We start from the raw sequence: 16,344 nt of genomic DNA on the forward strand, positions 1-16,344 counted from the left end.
TATGGACACCAGGCAAAATGATGGCGCCTCTGCCGATCCATACATTGTCTCCGATGACGATCGGCTTCGCGGCCGAACGGTCCTGCGAATCGACAGGATGAAAGTTCGAATCGATCATATTGACCATAGGTCCGATTATCGAATGGCGGCCGATCGTGATGGACGAGGTGCAGCCAATATCAAGCCCGTAATTAAAAAACACGTTGTCGCCAATCGTCAAACGAGCACCCTTGCCAACCGTGACGGACGAAGGGAACGGCTTGGCGTGGAAGGAGACGTTGCGGCCAATAATGAGCTCGCCCTTGTTCTTGAGAAGAAGCTTGCCCGCAATACGGGAAAATCGGCCCGCAGAACTTGCCTTGAACGGCAGCACCGCCGCACCTTTCAGCACGGCCAGCGCCTTCTCGAAACTAAATGCCGCACGGGATACGCTCATATCTCCGTCACCCCGCCGTTCCCGGCAGCCGTATCGCGGCAGGCTCGAGCATGCCTTGATAAACATGCTCCACCTTCCGCGCAATAGCGCTCATATGAAATGCGTCCATCACGCCGTCGTATCCTCTGACGGCCAGCTCCTCGTAGTTAACCTCTCCGTCGTAGAAGCCCCGAATCGCTTCGTACAACGCCGCGGAGTCGCCGTCGCGAACGACGAGCCCCCCTTTTGTCTGTTCGATGATCTCCGGCGCTCCCCCCGAATCCGCCACAATAGGCGGAGTGCCGACCAGCATGGATTCGATGATGACGCGGCCGAACGGTTCGTTTAGAGAGAAGTTAACCGTCAGATCGCACTCTTGCATCTTGTCCAGCGGCTTGCTTGTATGTCCGCAAAATTCGACATGGCGCTCTAGACCGTATTCGATCACCTTGCGGATCAACATGTCATAGTAACGGTCCGAGCCGTCGATGGAAGCATCCCCGACAATGAGCAGCTTCCAGTTGTGTCGGCCGCTTGCAGGCAATTTGGCGACCGCATCGATAACCAGATCGTACCGTTTCCACTCCACGATTCGGCCAAAGGTCCCGATAACCAATTGCCCGTCGTCCATGAAGCCCCTTCTTCTGCGGCCGATCGCCAGTCTGGGGTCCACGCCGTTGTAGATTACTTTTTTGTTGCTCCCTTCAATGGAGCCTGCCACGAATTTCGAGATGCAGATCACTTGATCGAAGAAGCGCGGCAGCACGCGATTGAACATCCGAAGATGCGTATGATCGCGGTGATGCCATACCCGCTTGCATGGCGACATAAACTTTAGCGGACCAATGTACCAAGGCGCCCTCCAGCCATTGGCATGGACGATATCAATCCCAAGCTTCTTGACGAGCGACCGGATGCGGAGCACGGTCTCCACGTATCCGAAGCCGAGCCTCTTTTTGATGCTGCCCAGACTGAGCGGGATGTGGGTGAAACTTGCAGTGATCTCTCCCAGATATGACGCATTGCCGGGACAGATCAAATAGATGCGGTACAGGGAAGTATCGATGTAGTTGATCAGATGGACCAAGCTTTGCTCGGCCCCTCCCTTCTTATCCGCGTGCGTCACGAACAGAATGTTGATGAGCGGACTTGACATCAGAGATCCCCCTTTCCGGACTGTATGTGCGTTCAAGATATCGAAAATACGTTTTGAGTGTTTCCTTATGGTTATAACGTTCTCGGATAAATTGCTGAGACGCTTGAAGCAGCGAGTCTGCCGCGGCCGGCTCCGCCAAAAGTTCTCTCACAGCTCGGCAGAATGCGGCCGGCTCATCCTCCACCCGAATATGCAAGCCGTTCCTTAGACCCGTGCCTTCGCTGCCTACCGTAGTCGAGACAACCGGCAATCCGTTCTGGATCGCTTCGATCGTCTTCAGTTTAACGCCCGCGCCATTGCGCATCGGATTGACAAATAGATAACCTTTCGCGTATATCTCGTCCAAATTCGCAGGTGTATCGTGTACATACACCCCTTCCAGACGTTGGCTATTCAACCACTCCACTCCCATTCCCCTGCTGTTGCCCGCGATGACGAACCGATAACCCGGTATATCCAGCAGTTTGGGATGAACTTGATCGAGATACCAGCGAATGGCCTCCCTGTTGTTAGGCATAAACAACGAGCCGATAAATACAACATGTTTGGTGTCAAAACGGCTCCTGGCGAAGGACTCCCTCGTAAGCGGCGGGGGCAGGAACAGGCTCTCGGCTTGCGGATGTCGTGTGACGAAGCTGTCGTACTCCTTGCTGGAGATAAACAAATATTTGGTCACCCGCTTTTGCAGCTTTCTCTGCAATCCGGCGAACTTCAAGCTTTCCATCGCATAATACAGCTTGTGCAGGATTTGGCCCGTACTTCTGGCCAGCGATTTAAAGTAAGCGGACTCGTCGTTATGAACCCGCAGAATCGCCTGCTCCGCCCGTATGCCCGGATTATCAAGAACGGGGTAAACATAATCCCCTTCCAGCAGCACGTAGTCGTAATCGCCGTCTATCGGAACGGTCCGGAGCGCGTCTCTGGAACGGACTTGCAGCGGCTCCGGCATCAAAATGTCGAGCGGTGAGCTTTTTCGGTCGCAGAGCTTGATATCGTTTACCCATGCCCGCGCCGCCCGGAGGTCCGACGCGGCAGGCACGTGTTTGCCGCAGACGAGCAGGTCGATCCCCCAGCCCAGCCCCGCAAGCGCCCGAATTCGTCCCCACGTATCTACTCTTCCGCCATGGTCGGCCGGATACGGGAAATCGCTGCATACTACGAGAATATTCATTTCAGCGCCTCCGGTTTGTTGTAAAATGGACTTCGTTGGTCATCCTTGCCTGGCAGCAAGCCGATAAACGCGAACAATAGCCAGATTTCGTATTTGATCTCCAGCGATACGAGCAGCAGGGAGAGCAAAGTGAATACGAGCGCAAGGAACAGGATCGAGCTTGTTTTTACCTTCAAGAGCATATGGCGTCCCACCAAATAAAAAAACGCGACCGAAAGCAGCCCGCCGAACATAAACCACTGGAAAAAACCCGATTTAACGCCAAGGTTTTTGGTGCTGGCCGAATATTGAATCAGCTCGCTTACATTGATCTGACTGACGCCGAACCATTTGTAATACACGCTTGACATCAGATTGACGGATTGCTCCAGATAATGGTTGAAGTAGACGGGATATGCCCCCGTGCCAACGCCAAAGGGATGATTAAGCACCGTAAGCAAAGCGATTACGATCGTCCCCATGCGCGTATAGGACGAGGTATAATTCTCGATATCGTTTTGGAAGGACTGGATAATGCCTACCGAGAAATTCGCAATAAACAGATACATGATCAGCAAGGCCGCAACGAGAAGCACGAAATTCCTTTTTTTGCGAAAATCAAGAAATTTCACCATGGTAACGGCAGCCGTGAGCAAAACAATGATCATAAATCCCTTCGAGCCCGTCACGAACAAATAAAACAGAAAGAAGCTTGCTGCATAAACGATCGTCAATGTTCGGGCAAGCTTGTTCCAATATCGGCTCAGGTAAGCCAATATCGCGACATACACCACAACGATTGTGCCGGTCGTGCTGCTCTCCGAAGTAAGCAGCCGGACGCGCCAATACGGTGCGTCGCCGGAATGCAGAAACGTCAACGCGTTCGGCATACTCGCCAGTTCCACCGACATAATAAGCAGAAGCGACGTGACGGCGGCTAGAAAGCATCCGCATACGGTCCCGAGCTTGCCGATCTTGGCGACGACAAGCTGGATATGGCGAACATACAGCAGAATGAGCAGAAAATAGATGAGCACCTTGACGCCTTTGCCCAGCAAATTTTCCGAACCGAAGCTATACGCTCCACCCATATACTGAACCAGAATATAGACCAGGCTCACCAGTGCCAAATACAGAATGAAACCGAACATATACGTATGAAACCTCGTCCAGTTCGTTATCCGCTTATGCTTTGCCAGCATCGCGATCTCGCACAACAGGAATACGGGGAACAGCAGCACGATCGGAGTCCTTCCTATTTCTCCGATGATTTTGACAAGCGGAAAGTCCTGATAGACGGTCAACAGCAGCAGCACGAAGAGATAGCCCGCTAGAAAAGCATGCCTGAGTCCATCCCTGCGGCTGTCCAGACTAGACATATTCCCTCACGACGGGCGAGTCCCGCCGCCTTCCGTCCCCCTTGGCGAACGCTTCGTACAGCCTCTGGATTTGGAAGTTCATCTCATCGGAATGAAATCGGCTTCTGTAAATGCGCTCCCCGGCCTCCCCCATCTCCTTAAGCCTCGCTTTATCAAGGCCGCGAATAATGGTTGCAAGCTCTTCCTTGTCGTCGAAATTAAAGATATAACCATTGATGCCATGCGCAACGATTTCCGGAAGCGCCCCGCGGTTGCTTGCAATGACGGGTTTCCTGCCGCGAAGCGCTTCAATGGCGACGATGCCGAAGCCTTCCCACCTGGAAGGAACGATAACGGCGTCACAAACCTCTATGTAGCTGGCAATCTCGGCATTATCGATCCACCCGAGCTTGACGGCATCCGCTGGAATGTCGAAATGCCGGTCTTGGAGCACGGTCCCTCCCGCGAGATAAAGCGTGACATTGCGGAATCGTCCTTCCGTAAACGTCTCCAGCAGAAGATCAAAACCCTTCTGCGGGTCGAAGCGTCCGATAAACAGCAGATTGATCCGATCCGGATCCGGCTCGAACGGCGGACTCGTCGATACTTGGACATCGGAGACGCCGTTGTACACGATGACCGACTTCTCTTTGGGAAGTCCGTAACGCACTGCCATGTCGTGTTCGTGCCGGGAAATATGAATAATGACATCCGTGCGAACCGCCAGCAGCTTCTCGATTCCCGCGTACAACCTCTTCTTCCAAGGGGACGTGTCCATCAGGAACGACCATCCATGGGCGCAGTAGATGATGGCGGGCCGCCGTCTCTTGAGCAGCAACGCGGATCTAAGAAACAGCCCGGCGAAGGTACCATGGATATGGACGATATCCGGCTCGAGCTCCTTCACCGCGCGTGCCATCGTTCGAATCGCCTTTAGCATAAAAAGCGGCTTTCTCTTATAGGGATACAAGTGCAATCGGCCTGCGCCGATGTTTAGCGAATCCCGATTGGAATTTTGTTCCGACGCAAGGAGATGGACGTCATGCAAAGCCAGCTGGTATCGAAGAATTTCATTTAAATACGTCTCGATGCCGCCTTTCGTAAATTCCGAAACGTGAAGAATTTTAGCCATGCTGCAGACCTCCTTCCGGCTGCTAAAAAGCATCCTGAGGGGCAATGATCGCTTTCACCGTTCTCAGCATGATCTTGATGTCCAGCCAAATGCATTTTTTTTGAATGTACTTGATGTCCAGCTCCACCATCTCATGAAAGCTGAGACTGTTCCTGCCGCTTACTTGCCATAGCCCTGTACATCCGGGCGTCACCATCAAACGCTGCTTATCATAGTCGGAATATTCCGTCACTTCACGCTCCAAAGGGGGTCTTGGTCCGACAAGCGACATATCTCCTTTCAGCACGTTCAGCAATTGCGGCAGCTCGTCAATACTGGTCTTGCGGATGAACTTGCCGACTTTCGTAATTCGCGGGTCGTCCTTCATCTTGAACATAGCCCCGCTAATTTCGTTCTTATCCAAAAGTTCCTTCAGCTTCTCTTCCGCGTTGACCGACATGGACCGGAGCTTGTACATCCGGAAAGGTTTGCCGTCCTTGCCGATTCGTGTCTGCTGGAAGAAGACGGGTCCCTTCGGATCCTCCAGCTTGATCAACAAGGCGACCATCGTAATCAATGGGCTGAGCGCAAGCAGCCCGGCCAGCGAACCGCCGATATCCATGGTCCGCTTCATGACGCCGTAAGCCGTAAGGCTCCTTTTCTCCTGCGCGGGAGCGAACCCTCTATAAGGGGAGGAGGCTCTGCTCCAGACCGCTTCTTCTCTTAATGGCGACGGATTCATCGTTATTCGCTCCTTCCAGTAATGAGATGGTTACGCAGTTCTCTCTCCATCAGTCCTTCAAGTTCTGTCATGAGCGGATAGCGGAGCTCCCGATTTCTAAGCGCAAAGTCGATGGTGGTCAATATAAATCCGAGCTGCTCCCCGACGTCATACCGAACGCCTTGAAAATCGAATGCGTATACGCCCTGCGACATGTTTAGCTCCTGTATCGCGTCCGTCAATTGGATTTCGCCTCCGGCGCCGATCCGCTGCTCGCCCAGGAAGTCGAATATTTCCGGAGTCAACACGTATCTGCCCATAATGGCCAGGTTAGACGGCGCTTGTCCTTGAGGCGGCTTCTCGACGAACCGGCTCACCTCGTACAAGTTGTCAACACGATTGCCGGGATCGACAATACCATAGCGGTGCGTCTGATCTACGCCAACCATCTGTACGCCGATGACGGACCGTCCCGTACGCTCGTATTGCTCGATCAATTGTCTCGTGCAAGGCGTTTGAGATTCCACAATGTCGTCGCCGAGCAAGACCGCGAACGGTTCGTTGCCGATGAAGTTTCGGGCGCACCATACGGCATGTCCGAGACCTTTGGCTTCCTTCTGGCGAATATAATGCAAGTTGACATTGGACGACTTCCGCACCTTCTCCAAAATATCCAGCTTGCCTCTCATCTCAAGCGTATGCTCCAGCTCGAACGCGATATCGAAGTGATCCTCGATCGCCCGCTTGCCCTTGCCGGTTACGACAATAATGTCTTCAACTCCGGACTCGATGGCCTCCTCGACAATGTATTGAATGGTAGGCTTGTCGACGATCGGGAGCATCTCTTTCGGCATTGCCTTAGTCGCAGGCAGGAAACGCGTACCAAGTCCGGCAGCGGGAATAATGGCTTTTGTCACTTTTTTCATGAAATCACACCCCGTTCTCGATTATTTTCAATACATGTTGAAATCTATCAGGGCATTTAACCCCACCTCACACCACACCAGCGACGATTAACGTCTAAGGCATATTTCCCACAGCATGGTCGAGTGCCTCCAGTGATAAAGGTTCAGGAGACATTACCTTCCTACCTAGCGTCCTCGGCTTGCAAGCACTATCGCTTTGCGGGTTAACCTTCGGAATCGCCGTAATAGTAGGAGTAAGAATCTGCATGAGAGCTGTTGACATTATTTAAAACGACTCCGAGCAGCTTGGCTTTGACATGATCGAGCAAAGACTTCGCCTTTAGAACATGCTCCTTGCTGACTTGCCCGGATTGAACGATAAGCACGACGCCGTCGCTCATAACGGCTACGACCTGTGCGTCCGTCACCGTAACGATCGGCGGCGTATCCAGCACGATGACATCATAGCTTTTCCTCGCTTCGTCCAGTAACTCCGCCATCTGAGGCGAAGACAACAGCTCGGATGGATTGGGCGGCGTTGGGCCTGCATGCACGATGAACAAATTGTCAACGGCCGTATGCTGGACGATATCCTTAAGCGGCTTTTGATTGAACAGCGCCGTCGTCAGGCCGTTTCGATTGGACGTGCCGAATAAGTAATGCTGCGTGGGCTTGCGCAGATCGGCGTCGATGAGCAACACCCGCTTGTTCGCTTGCGCAAAGGCGACCGCCATATTCGCGCATGTCGTGCTTTTGCCCTCACCCGGCTTGGAGGAGGTGACCATTATAATCTGCAGCTTCTGGTTTATGGTGGAATGGTCGATGTTCGTTCGAAGAGTCCGGTAGCTCTCCGATATAGGCGACTTCGGATTAAGATGGGTAATCAAATTCCATTTAGGCGTCAAGCGTAGCATTGTTTCCCCTCCCTGCTTTTAGAGCTGTCTCCGGCTTATCTCCGCGCTCCTTCGAATCCTTTTCCCTGAATGTAGGAATGGCGCTTAACACCGGAACTTGCAGAAGCAAGTCGATGTCCTCCTCCGTCTTGACGGTATCGTCCAAATATTCCAGCAAGAATGCAATGCCTACGCCCAGCATCAACGCCAGAAGAAAGGCAACGGTCACGTTCAGCTTGATGTTAGGCGATACCGCCCCCCGATTTTCGAGCGGGTTGGCTTGATCCAGGATCGAGACGTTATCGACTTTCATAAGTTCGGGGACCGACTGCTGAAATACGATCGCGATCGCGTTTGCCATATTCGCCGCTTCCTGGTACGAGCTTCCTTTGACGGTAATCGACATGACCTGCGTCTCGTTGACCGAACTCACGCTTACTCTCCCGACCAGCTCGCTGTGCGTGACGCCCAACTCCGGATACTGCTGAACGACCTTTTTCATCATGCGCGGCGTCTTGATAATTTCTTTGTAGGTTTTGATTAGACCGATTGTGCTATTGATGGCGCCAACGTCGATGCTAGGCAGCAGCGAACCGCTGTCCTTGTATTGATTGACGATCAGCTTGGCGGATGCCTGGTATTGAGGCTTAAGAAAATAACCGGAATACAAGCCGATCCCCAGGCAGCTTACGGTAACCAAAAGCAGAATCATGACTAACCTTTTTTTCAAAATGAGACCATATTGTTTTAATTCCAAACTGCCTCCTCCTTCGACGATAACGAGAGTCTATTATAGGATTCGTAACGAACTTTCATTTTTGTTATTCAATTAGAATTTTTTAATGATACCAGTTATTCAAAACGCGACCTTTTGCTTCAAAAAAGAACCACATTCAATCATTTACGATAGCATGAGGTTCACGATTTGCATTCATTTGTTAAAAAAAATCCTTCGATCGATCCGCCGTTTAATACATGCTCGACCATTTGTTCGGAGCAACCTTCCAACCCTTGCGTACGAAGCAGTAATGTCACCAGTCTCGCCATATCGATCGCTTCCCCATTGGGGTTGTATCCGGCGAACAACAGAAGCTCGGACAGCGAGTGGGTCGGTTTGACCGCTCCCCTGCCTACGTCCTTGTCTTCCGACAGCCGTTGCAGAAATTGTTTAAATCTGGCTTGTTTATCATTTTTGCATGGAACACTCATCTTCATAATCCTCCGTCCATTCCTTGCCGGGCAGTTGCCGGCAAGATTAGATTGCCATCCATCAACAACGATTCCAGATCTGTTGAGGAGGTTCCAAACTTACGGATTGACTAATCGATTTTTGCATTATGTACGCCTGTCTTACACTTCGCTTCTAAGTATGCCATAGATTTCCTAAATCCATGAGGGATTAAAGACATGTGTGGATTAGTCATTCCCGCTCATTTTCAAGTCGGTCTATATGAGCAATGAAGACTAAATTTTATAATTTCAGACAAAAATGATACCGTTTTCATGACGGGAGTAACCCCGAATGTCAAATCGAAGCGTTTTGTGTCGGGCTGCATTCATCCCCCACTTGGGAACCATATCTTTTTTTTCCTGGTCGGCAGCTTTTCTCGCTGTATAAAGCGTTGCCCGGTACTCTATCAGAAAAATCGGACCAGGATGGCCTGCTGTTTAAGCATACGCCATCCTAGAAAGAAACGGGACTATTGTCTGAAAGAGGAACATCCCGCCTATTCCGATGCTAAATGTTCGGATTGAAAACGTTTTTTCGATCCATTTGAACCATAAAAAAAGGTTTTTTTGATCCGTATAATTGGATAAAGGAACATTGAAAAACCAATATATGGTCCGAAAATGACATACCTCTGTTTAAGCGACATTTTGTTCACCCTAATTTTGCACCCCGGCGTTAGAGGCTGCCTATTGAAGAATAGGATAAATTAACCAGAGACTTGCTGCCTGGTTATGGAATTAATCTGCGTAAAAACCTGCTAAATGAAGTGCTTTTCACATGAGATTCCCCCCTCGTAAGTTCCAGAGGCGAGTCGGATACTATTCGGCTGGCATTGGATTGATAATAGTCGACATAGGATTCGCCAAGCCGTTTGCCTATAACTTGATATGCTTCTTTTAGCTTAAATCCCCTTCGATTCGTATCATGGGCGTCAGAAGATACAATATGGATCAAACCGCTTCTGCATAACGTCCAAGCCGTCCTCTCCACGCCTCTGCCGAACCCTCCCAACAAAGAATGAGACGTAACTTGCGCGAAAGCTCCTCGCATCACCAGCTCTTCCAGGAGCCTTGGGTCACGCGCGATTGCCGAATTGCGCTCCGGATGCGCGATGATCGGAACCAGCCCAAGCACCGCAAGCTCATGCATTAGTTCGCCCATGCTCTTGGGAATATGTGAAGATGGAAGCTCGATCAGCATATATCTGGATCCGGACAACGAAAGTAGTTCTCCGCGTTCCCACGCTTCCGGAAGGCCATCGTGAATCCGAATTTCTTGTCCGTGCAGTACGCGCAGCGGAATGCCCTCTTCGTTAAGCCGCTTGTCCACGCGCTCCGCAAGCTGCTTGACTTCATGGGCGGCATTTAAATATTTGCCGTTGGCATGATGAGGCGTGGCTATAACAGCCGTAATGCCGTCTTCTACAGCCGCATTTGCCAGTCGCAATGTTTCCTCCCAATCCGATGCGCCATCATCGATCCCCGGTAGTATATGTGTATGAATATCGATCATAGTAGAGAGCGCCTCCCATCCTGGTCTTAATCGGTTACCCGATATATTGTAACATGGCAGGAAGGTTGCTTGCAGGTCCGCTCGTCGGGGGGGCGACTGGGGGCGACTGCAGGGGATTCTTCTAATTGATAATAAGTTGCGGCCGCTATACGGACAAATTGTCACAACTGAAGTCCGTCGGAAGCAGCTGGTCTTGCTATACTAGAACTAAACAATCCCTTTACAGGAGAGTATTTATGAATCCCATCATTCAGCGTGAGCAGCTATACGAATCGGCATCAACTTTTCTTGCCTCCTTTTATCGGGAATCCGGCCGCAGCGACCCGGAGCTTACTGCCAGATTGGACGAAGTTCGGGAAGAATTGAGCAAACGCGGCACCTATGCTCATACCGAAGGCGAGCTTATTTTTGGCGCCAAGCTGGCCTGGCGCAACAGCAACAAGTGTATCGGAAGACTATTCTGGGATACGTTAAACATCATCGACGCCAGAACCATCAACAGCGAAGATAGAATGGCGGGCGCCTTGTTCGAGCATATCGAATCAGCTACTTGCGGCGGAATCATAAAGCCTTTCATGACGATCTTCGCCCCGCAGCAGTATGCCGAAAAGCCGGAGAGCGGTCCCCGCATATGGAATCATCAATTGCTTCGTTATGCCGGGTACGAACAAGATGACGGCAGCATCGTTGGCGATCCCGCCTCCCTCTCCTTCACTCGAACCTGTCAGGCGCTCGGCTGGCACGGCTCCGGTACGCCGTTCGACCTCCTGCCTCTCGTCTTCAACCTGCCAGGACGGCAGCCCGTATGGTACGATATTCCTCCGCAGCTCGTCCTTGAGGTCGACATACGGCATCCTGATTATCCCGCCTTCGACGAGCAAGGCATCCGCTGGTACGCCGTGCCGATTCTTTCGGATATGACGCTGGAGATCGGCGGCATCTACTATCCGGCCGCTCCGTTCAACGGCTGGTACATGGGTACGGAGATCGGCGCCAGAAACCTTGCAGACAAAGATCGATACAATCTGCTTCCCGCAATGGCGAAAGCGATGGGACTGAACACTTCCCGGGACTTTTCCTTGTGGAAGGACCGCGCGCTGGTCGAATTGAACGTCGCCGTTCTGGAATCCTATAGAAGCGCCGGTATCACGATAGTTGATCACCATACGGCCGCTCAGCAATTCTCCAGATTCGAGAAAAATGAGAGGGAAAGCGGACGCGACGTGACGGGCCGCTGGTCCTGGTTGATTCCTCCTCTGTCGCCGGCGACGACTGCGATTTTTCACAATTCCTATCATGATGAAGTACGATCGCCCCGTTTCTATAGCAAGCAGCCTTTCTCTTAGGCTGCAATTCCGGAAAGTTATAGTTTACATCTATTCATTTCCCATGGTGAAACTCCCCCACTTCCTCTCACTACCTAGGCCTCACTATCTCGAGTAAGGTAGTTTAGATGTGGGAGACTTCTTGCCCAAAAACGTAAATTTCTTTATAATGAACAGTGCGTTCTTTATATAATTCGAAAGGAGGGATTCACTCATGGCCGTATGGAAGAGGGTCGTCGGATTAACCTTGTTGCTGACGTTGCTAGCATTCCCGGCTTCAGCCTTCGCCTCCAGTTATTCGAGCAGTTATGACAACAATGGGAGTAAGGGCTTCTTCTCCAGCCTGTTCTCCGTCTTCGGCGGTTCTTCCGGGAGCGGAAGCAGCGATAGCGGAAGTTATGGCGGCGGAGAGAAGTATGAGAAAGGCAAAACATCGGACAAAAAGAACAGCAGCGGCTTCTGGGATTGGTGGGACGATGATTGGTGGGATGACGATTGGTGGGATGACGATTGGTGGGATGACGATTGGTGGGATGATTTCTGCTGGTGGGAAGACAACAAGGATGATTCGAAGAAAATTTGGGAGAAGTACTATTGCTATTGATGCTTTAGTTTGCGACAAGGCGAAACGGCTACGCCATCCTTGGGCTGAGCGAAAAAAGACAACCGGACAGCGTCTCTCGCTAACATTCGCCAGAGAAGCCGCCCGGTTGTTTTATTCGAATGGAGCATATTGCTTTAACCTGTACTTATATCCGCAGAACGAGCATCGAAAGACAACGCTGTCCTCACCGATTTCGAAGCCGAACCGGTCATCATCCTCCAGCTCAATAAATTCCCTTCCATGTTCGTCACGGTCTCCCGTAGCAAACAATCCCGTACGATTGCCGCATTCGCATTCCAGCACCATCATGATAGCCGCCTCCTTCCTTTCCGTTCCGGTATATGGCCGCCCTGACGGAATAGCAGCATAACCGCCGCTACAATAATCAATCCCCCAGCATAACCAGCCGCAATATCGGACAAATAGTGGACGTGGAAATATAAGCGGCTAAGTCCTAGTAAAAGGATGATGACCCCGCATAGTGCCGCGATCATCCCTCTCTGCCATCCTATAACGCTACGCTTGCTTAAGATGAAGAGCCCGGTCAGGCCAAACAGGATCAATCCCAGCATCGCATTCCCGCTCGGGAAGCTGGAGCCGTCCACCTCAATACCCCAAGCTTGAACCGGGCGCATACGGTCTACTCCTGCTTTGATGGCCGTATTAAGAGCATAGCCGGCTGCCATCGCTCCGATCAGATACCCTGATTGTCTCAATCCCAATCTCCAGCCCATGATGGCGGCTATCAGAAGTGTCAATGCGACAAGTCCGGCTGTCGAGCCCACTTTGTCCAGCGCCTTCATGAACGTCGTCCAGCCATCGCTTGCCCATCTTGCCATATAGGTATGGAAGTCGACATCAATGGCGTAACCTCCTTGCTGGGGCAGCGTCGACCAGAGAATAGCCAGCCCTGCGGCTCCCGTCAATAATAGAATAAACCATATCGTTTTGTTCGCGACCAATAATAACGCCTCCAAACGTCTCCATTCGTTGCTTCCTCTTCCTTGCTTCGTTATAATAAGCGATGATATGTTTACTTTACAAGACTTTCAATAGATAAGGAATGGTTGATTTGATGTATGTAGCTGATCAGTGGTCCGATTACGAGGTAATCGATACGGGAGACGGGGATAAGCTGGAGCGTTGGGGCCAATATGTGCTCCGTCGTCCCGATCCTCAAATCATTTGGCCCATCGCCGATGAGAGCGGTGATTGGAAGCGTGCCGACGGGCATTATCACAGAAGCGCTTCCGGAGGAGGCAAGTGGGAGATGCGCCCAAGCTTGCCCGAACGTTGGACGATCGCTTACGGCGATCTCAAGTTCCATATCAAGCCGACGAACTTCAAGCATACCGGCTTATTCCCGGAGCAAGCGGTTAACTGGAGCTGGATGATGGACAAAATTCGCAAAGCGGGGCGTCCCATCCGCGTGTTGAATCTGTTCGCTTATTCCGGAGGAGCGACTGTTGCAGCCGCATCCGCCGGCGCCGAGGTCTGCCATGTCGACGCCGCCAAGGGGATGGTCCAATGGGCCAAGGACAATGCCGTCTTGTCCGGACTGGAGTCTGCACCCATCCGATATATTACGGATGATGTATTCAAGTTCGTTCAGCGCGAGCAGCGCCGCGGCCGCACGTACGACGCCATTATTATGGATCCGCCGTCTTATGGCCGGGGTCCTAACGGAGAGACCTGGAAGCTGGAAGAAAATTTGTACCCGTTCCTGCAGACATGCACGACGATTTTATCCGACCAGCCGCTTTTCCTGCTCATTAATTCTTATACGACCGGCTTGTCGCCGACGGTTCTGCATAACATGCTTCATATGTCGATGAAGAGCAAATACGGCGGAGCCATCCATTGCGGCGAGATCGGCTTGCCTATCACCCGTTCCGGCCTTCAACTGCCTTGCGGCATTTTGGGGCGCTGGGAGTCCGAATAATGACCATTGACATCTTATTCGAAGACAATCATGTGCTGGCAGTCGTGAAGCCGCCGGGCATCCCCTCCCAAGAGGACGAGACAAGGGATCCGGATATGCTGACGCTACTGAAGGATGATCTGAAGCTGCGATATGACAAGCCAGGCAATGTTTTTCTTGGTCTTGTCCATCGCCTGGACCGTCCTGTTGGCGGCGCCATGGTGTTCGCCAAGACGTCCAAGGCGGCGTCGCGATTGTCCGAAGCCGTTCGAAGCCGGAATTTCGGCAAAACCTATATGTGCATCGTTCAAGGTACACCGGCGAAGCGGACTGCGACTTTGAAGCACTATATCCGCAAGGATGCGAAGCGCAATCTGGCAGTTGTCTTCGATTCGCCTGCGGCAGAGGCAAAGGAAGCCATTTTGGACTATACCGTTATGGCAACCGTTCAAGGCTTTAGCCTGCTTGCCGTCAAGCTGCATACCGGCCGGACGCATCAGATCCGCGCCCAACTGGCGCATATCGGCTGCCCGCTAGTCGGAGATTCGAAATATGGAGCCGTTAAACGAAAGGACATTGCCGATGTTCAGCTTTGGTCCACCTCCGTATCATTCCCTCATCCCGTCACGAAGGAAACTTTGACGTTCCGCTCGCTGCCAGAGAGAAACGCTGCATGGGGTTGGTGGACGATTGAGGAGCTGGAAGCGGCCTCGACGGTCTTTATAGCCGACAGCCCAACGAGAGGACGTTAATGACATTGAGAAAAAGATCATCTCGTAAACATAAAGCAAGGCCTTATGTTTTGTTTTCCATATTAACTGTACTCGGATTGGCCGTGGCAGTCGTATGGCTATACCCAACCATAACCGGCGACTCCGGAAATCAAATTCCAGGTTCGTCGGGAACAACAGCAAAAGCTACGCCAACCATGGAAGCGACCATTCCTGCCTCGCCTACGCCAGAGCCTACGCCCCCGCCTCCTGTTTTTGCCGAAGCCGTTTGGTTGGGCGTCGGCGACATTATGAGCCACTCGCCCCAATTGCCCGGGGCTTACAATTCGGCTACCGGAGTATACGACTTCACCCCTTTCTTCGAGAACGTTAAGCCCATCCTGAGCGAAGGAGATTGGGTGATGGCAAATCTGGAGACGCCTATTGCGGGCGCAGACTTCGGTTATAGCGGGTATCCGACCTTCAATGCTCCCACCGAGCTTGCCGAAGCGTTGAAGAACGCCGGATTTAACTTGTTGTCAACGGCCAACAATCACTCGCTCGACAAGGGGGAGAAGGGACTGTTGCGCACCTTGGAAAACCTGAAGGAGATCGGGCTGCAAGCGTTCGGCACGGCTTCGTCTCAGGAAGAAGCCGATGCGCTTGTCATCTCGGAGAAAAACGGCATTACGATGGGACTGCTCTCCTACACTTATGGAACCAATGGCATACCGATCCCGCAAGGAAAGCCGTATCTCGTCAACCTGATCGATGAAGCCAAGATCAAAAACGACATAGCTCGGCTGCGCGAAGCAGGCGCGGATCTGGTTACCGTAGCCCTGCACTTCGGCTCGGAGTACCAGACCGTTCCTAACGACTCTCAGAAGACGCTGGCACGTTCCCTTGCCGCAGCGGGCGCTGATATTATTGCAGGCTCTCATCCCCATGTCCTCCAACCTTACGAGATGGTAGATTCATTTGACGATCAAGGCCGGCCGAAGCAATCCCTTATCATCTATTCCATGGGCAACTTCATCTCCAATCAGCGGGGCGAATCCAAGGATTACGGCGCGATCTTTAAGGTAAACATCAAGAAGAACGTCACCGAGGGAACGATAGAACTGACGGAAGTCGAAGCTATTCCGACATGGGTCCACCGGTATCGTCCGGACAAGTCGTACCGATATCGCGTGCTGCCGGTCGAGGCGACAATTGCGGCCAGCAACGATCCCTTGCTTGGTGCCGGCGACTACGCGATGTTGAAACAGGATTTGGCCATGTTGACCGAGCGGCTGGACTCCATGAAGTAATCGTACAAAAAAAGCCGAAGAT

At 51.9% G+C, this 16,344-nt stretch carries 18 protein-coding genes; 5 read left to right on the plus strand and 13 right to left on the minus strand.

Annotated elements, in window-relative coordinates; translation table 11 throughout:
• From PAT3040_RS33835 to PAT3040_RS33885, 11 genes are all read right to left on the minus strand, one after another.
• Positions 1-436 (minus strand): acyltransferase (locus PAT3040_RS33835; RefSeq protein WP_444980835.1); only part of this gene is annotated, 436 nt, incomplete at its 3' end.
• 7 nt (positions 437-443) lie between these two features.
• The gene (locus PAT3040_RS33840) at positions 444-1,571 is read right to left on the minus strand and encodes a glycosyltransferase family 4 protein (protein ID WP_108996122.1); all 1,128 of its coding nucleotides are present in this window, start codon (positions 1,569-1,571) and stop codon (positions 444-446) included.
• Positions 1,525-2,742 carry a glycosyltransferase gene (locus PAT3040_RS33845; RefSeq protein WP_087569340.1) on the minus strand — a complete coding sequence of 406 codons (1,218 nt, stop codon included), beginning with the start codon at positions 2,740-2,742 and terminating at the stop codon, positions 1,525-1,527. The genes PAT3040_RS33840 and PAT3040_RS33845 overlap by 47 nt, the downstream gene beginning before the upstream one ends.
• Entirely contained in the window at positions 2,739-4,100 is a 1,362-nt protein-coding gene (locus PAT3040_RS33850; RefSeq protein WP_108996123.1) for an O-antigen ligase family protein, read from the minus strand. Before PAT3040_RS33850 ends, PAT3040_RS33845 begins: the two co-directional genes overlap by 4 nt.
• Positions 4,093-5,211 (minus strand): glycosyltransferase, encoded by a 1,119-nt coding sequence (locus PAT3040_RS33855; protein ID WP_087569342.1) that lies wholly within the window; start codon positions 5,209-5,211, stop codon positions 4,093-4,095. The genes PAT3040_RS33850 and PAT3040_RS33855 overlap by 8 nt, the downstream gene beginning before the upstream one ends.
• A 22-nt stretch (positions 5,212-5,233) precedes the next feature.
• Positions 5,234-5,932, minus strand: a complete 699-nt coding sequence (locus PAT3040_RS33860; protein ID WP_087569343.1) for a sugar transferase — start codon at positions 5,930-5,932, stop codon at positions 5,234-5,236.
• Between the two features lie 2 nt (positions 5,933-5,934).
• Positions 5,935-6,837 carry a UTP--glucose-1-phosphate uridylyltransferase GalU gene (gene galU / locus PAT3040_RS33865; RefSeq protein ID WP_087569344.1) on the minus strand — a complete coding sequence of 301 codons (903 nt, stop codon included), beginning with the start codon at positions 6,835-6,837 and terminating at the stop codon, positions 5,935-5,937.
• Positions 6,838-7,040: 203 nt separating this feature from the next.
• A complete protein-coding gene (locus PAT3040_RS33870; protein ID WP_087569345.1) occupies positions 7,041-7,730 on the minus strand; it encodes a CpsD/CapB family tyrosine-protein kinase in 690 nt (229 codons plus the stop codon).
• Complete coding sequence (locus PAT3040_RS33875; protein WP_087569346.1) at positions 7,711-8,466, minus strand: YveK family protein; 756 nt, start codon at positions 8,464-8,466, stop codon at positions 7,711-7,713. The genes PAT3040_RS33870 and PAT3040_RS33875 overlap by 20 nt, the downstream gene beginning before the upstream one ends.
• Before the next feature lie 161 nt (positions 8,467-8,627).
• Positions 8,628-8,918, minus strand: a complete 291-nt coding sequence (locus PAT3040_RS33880; protein ID WP_087569347.1) for a hypothetical protein — start codon at positions 8,916-8,918, stop codon at positions 8,628-8,630.
• A 751-nt stretch (positions 8,919-9,669) separates the two neighbouring features.
• Complete coding sequence (locus PAT3040_RS33885) at positions 9,670-10,452, minus strand: tyrosine-protein phosphatase (RefSeq protein WP_087569348.1); 783 nt, start codon at positions 10,450-10,452, stop codon at positions 9,670-9,672.
• A gap of 236 nt (positions 10,453-10,688) precedes the next feature.
• Between PAT3040_RS33885 and PAT3040_RS33890 the strand changes: the two genes are divergently transcribed.
• Together PAT3040_RS33890 and PAT3040_RS33895 are read left to right on the plus strand one after the other, a co-directional pair.
• Positions 10,689-11,798 carry a nitric oxide synthase oxygenase gene (locus tag PAT3040_RS33890; RefSeq protein ID WP_181377009.1) on the plus strand — a complete coding sequence of 370 codons (1,110 nt, stop codon included), beginning with the start codon at positions 10,689-10,691 and terminating at the stop codon, positions 11,796-11,798.
• A gap of 193 nt (positions 11,799-11,991) precedes the next feature.
• A complete protein-coding gene (locus PAT3040_RS33895) occupies positions 11,992-12,381 on the plus strand; it encodes a hypothetical protein (protein WP_108996124.1) in 390 nt (129 codons plus the stop codon).
• 111 nt (positions 12,382-12,492) lie between these two features.
• Here the strand turns inward: PAT3040_RS33895 and PAT3040_RS33900 are convergent, their stop codons facing one another.
• Both PAT3040_RS33900 and PAT3040_RS33905 read right to left on the minus strand, forming a co-directional pair.
• Positions 12,493-12,690, minus strand: coding sequence for a hypothetical protein (locus PAT3040_RS33900; RefSeq protein ID WP_108996125.1), 198 nt, complete (start codon positions 12,688-12,690; stop codon positions 12,493-12,495).
• Positions 12,687-13,343, minus strand: coding sequence for a phosphatase PAP2 family protein (locus tag PAT3040_RS33905; RefSeq protein ID WP_108996126.1), 657 nt, complete (start codon positions 13,341-13,343; stop codon positions 12,687-12,689). Before PAT3040_RS33905 ends, PAT3040_RS33900 begins: the two co-directional genes overlap by 4 nt.
• A 113-nt stretch (positions 13,344-13,456) precedes the next feature.
• On the opposite strand from PAT3040_RS33905, the gene PAT3040_RS33910 reads away from it, so the two are divergent.
• From PAT3040_RS33910 to PAT3040_RS33920, 3 genes are read left to right on the plus strand one after another with little or no spacing between them, the layout of a single operon-like run.
• The gene (locus PAT3040_RS33910; protein ID WP_108996127.1) at positions 13,457-14,323 is read left to right on the plus strand and encodes a class I SAM-dependent methyltransferase; all 867 of its coding nucleotides are present in this window, start codon (positions 13,457-13,459) and stop codon (positions 14,321-14,323) included.
• Positions 14,323-15,054, plus strand: a complete 732-nt coding sequence (locus tag PAT3040_RS33915; RefSeq protein WP_108996128.1) for an RluA family pseudouridine synthase — start codon at positions 14,323-14,325, stop codon at positions 15,052-15,054. Before PAT3040_RS33910 ends, PAT3040_RS33915 begins: the two co-directional genes overlap by 1 nt.
• Positions 15,054-16,322 (plus strand): CapA family protein, encoded by a 1,269-nt coding sequence (locus PAT3040_RS33920; protein WP_108996129.1) that lies wholly within the window; start codon positions 15,054-15,056, stop codon positions 16,320-16,322. Before PAT3040_RS33915 ends, PAT3040_RS33920 begins: the two co-directional genes overlap by 1 nt.
• Positions 16,323-16,344: the final 22 nt, after the last annotated feature.

Source organism: Paenibacillus agaridevorans (genome assembly GCF_003112455.1).
GTDB classification, from domain to species: Bacteria; Bacillota; Bacilli; order Paenibacillales; family Paenibacillaceae; genus Pristimantibacillus; species Pristimantibacillus agaridevorans.

Coding starts and splice junctions, on each gene's coding strand:
- PAT3040_RS33855 (WP_087569342.1), bottom strand. CDS start 5,211: ATGGCTAAAATTCTTCACGTTTCGGAATTTACGAAAGGCGGCATCGAG.
- PAT3040_RS33920 (WP_108996129.1), top strand. CDS start 15,054: ATGACATTGAGAAAAAGATCATCTCGTAAACATAAAGCAAGGCCTTAT.
- galU (WP_087569344.1), bottom strand. CDS start 6,837: ATGAAAAAAGTGACAAAAGCCATTATTCCCGCTGCCGGACTTGGTACG.
- PAT3040_RS33910 (WP_108996127.1), top strand. CDS start 13,457: ATGTATGTAGCTGATCAGTGGTCCGATTACGAGGTAATCGATACGGGA.
- PAT3040_RS33870 (WP_087569345.1), bottom strand. CDS start 7,730: ATGCTACGCTTGACGCCTAAATGGAATTTGATTACCCATCTTAATCCG.
- PAT3040_RS33840 (WP_108996122.1), bottom strand. CDS start 1,571: ATGTCAAGTCCGCTCATCAACATTCTGTTCGTGACGCACGCGGATAAG.
- PAT3040_RS33900 (WP_108996125.1), bottom strand. CDS start 12,690: ATGATGGTGCTGGAATGCGAATGCGGCAATCGTACGGGATTGTTTGCT.
- PAT3040_RS33850 (WP_108996123.1), bottom strand. CDS start 4,100: ATGTCTAGTCTGGACAGCCGCAGGGATGGACTCAGGCATGCTTTTCTA.
- PAT3040_RS33845 (WP_087569340.1), bottom strand. CDS start 2,742: ATGAATATTCTCGTAGTATGCAGCGATTTCCCGTATCCGGCCGACCAT.
- PAT3040_RS33895 (WP_108996124.1), top strand. CDS start 11,992: ATGGCCGTATGGAAGAGGGTCGTCGGATTAACCTTGTTGCTGACGTTG.
- PAT3040_RS33880 (WP_087569347.1), bottom strand. CDS start 8,918: ATGAGTGTTCCATGCAAAAATGATAAACAAGCCAGATTTAAACAATTT.
- PAT3040_RS33885 (WP_087569348.1), bottom strand. CDS start 10,452: ATGATCGATATTCATACACATATACTACCGGGGATCGATGATGGCGCA.
- PAT3040_RS33915 (WP_108996128.1), top strand. CDS start 14,323: ATGACCATTGACATCTTATTCGAAGACAATCATGTGCTGGCAGTCGTG.
- PAT3040_RS33890 (WP_181377009.1), top strand. CDS start 10,689: ATGAATCCCATCATTCAGCGTGAGCAGCTATACGAATCGGCATCAACT.
- PAT3040_RS33860 (WP_087569343.1), bottom strand. CDS start 5,932: ATGAATCCGTCGCCATTAAGAGAAGAAGCGGTCTGGAGCAGAGCCTCC.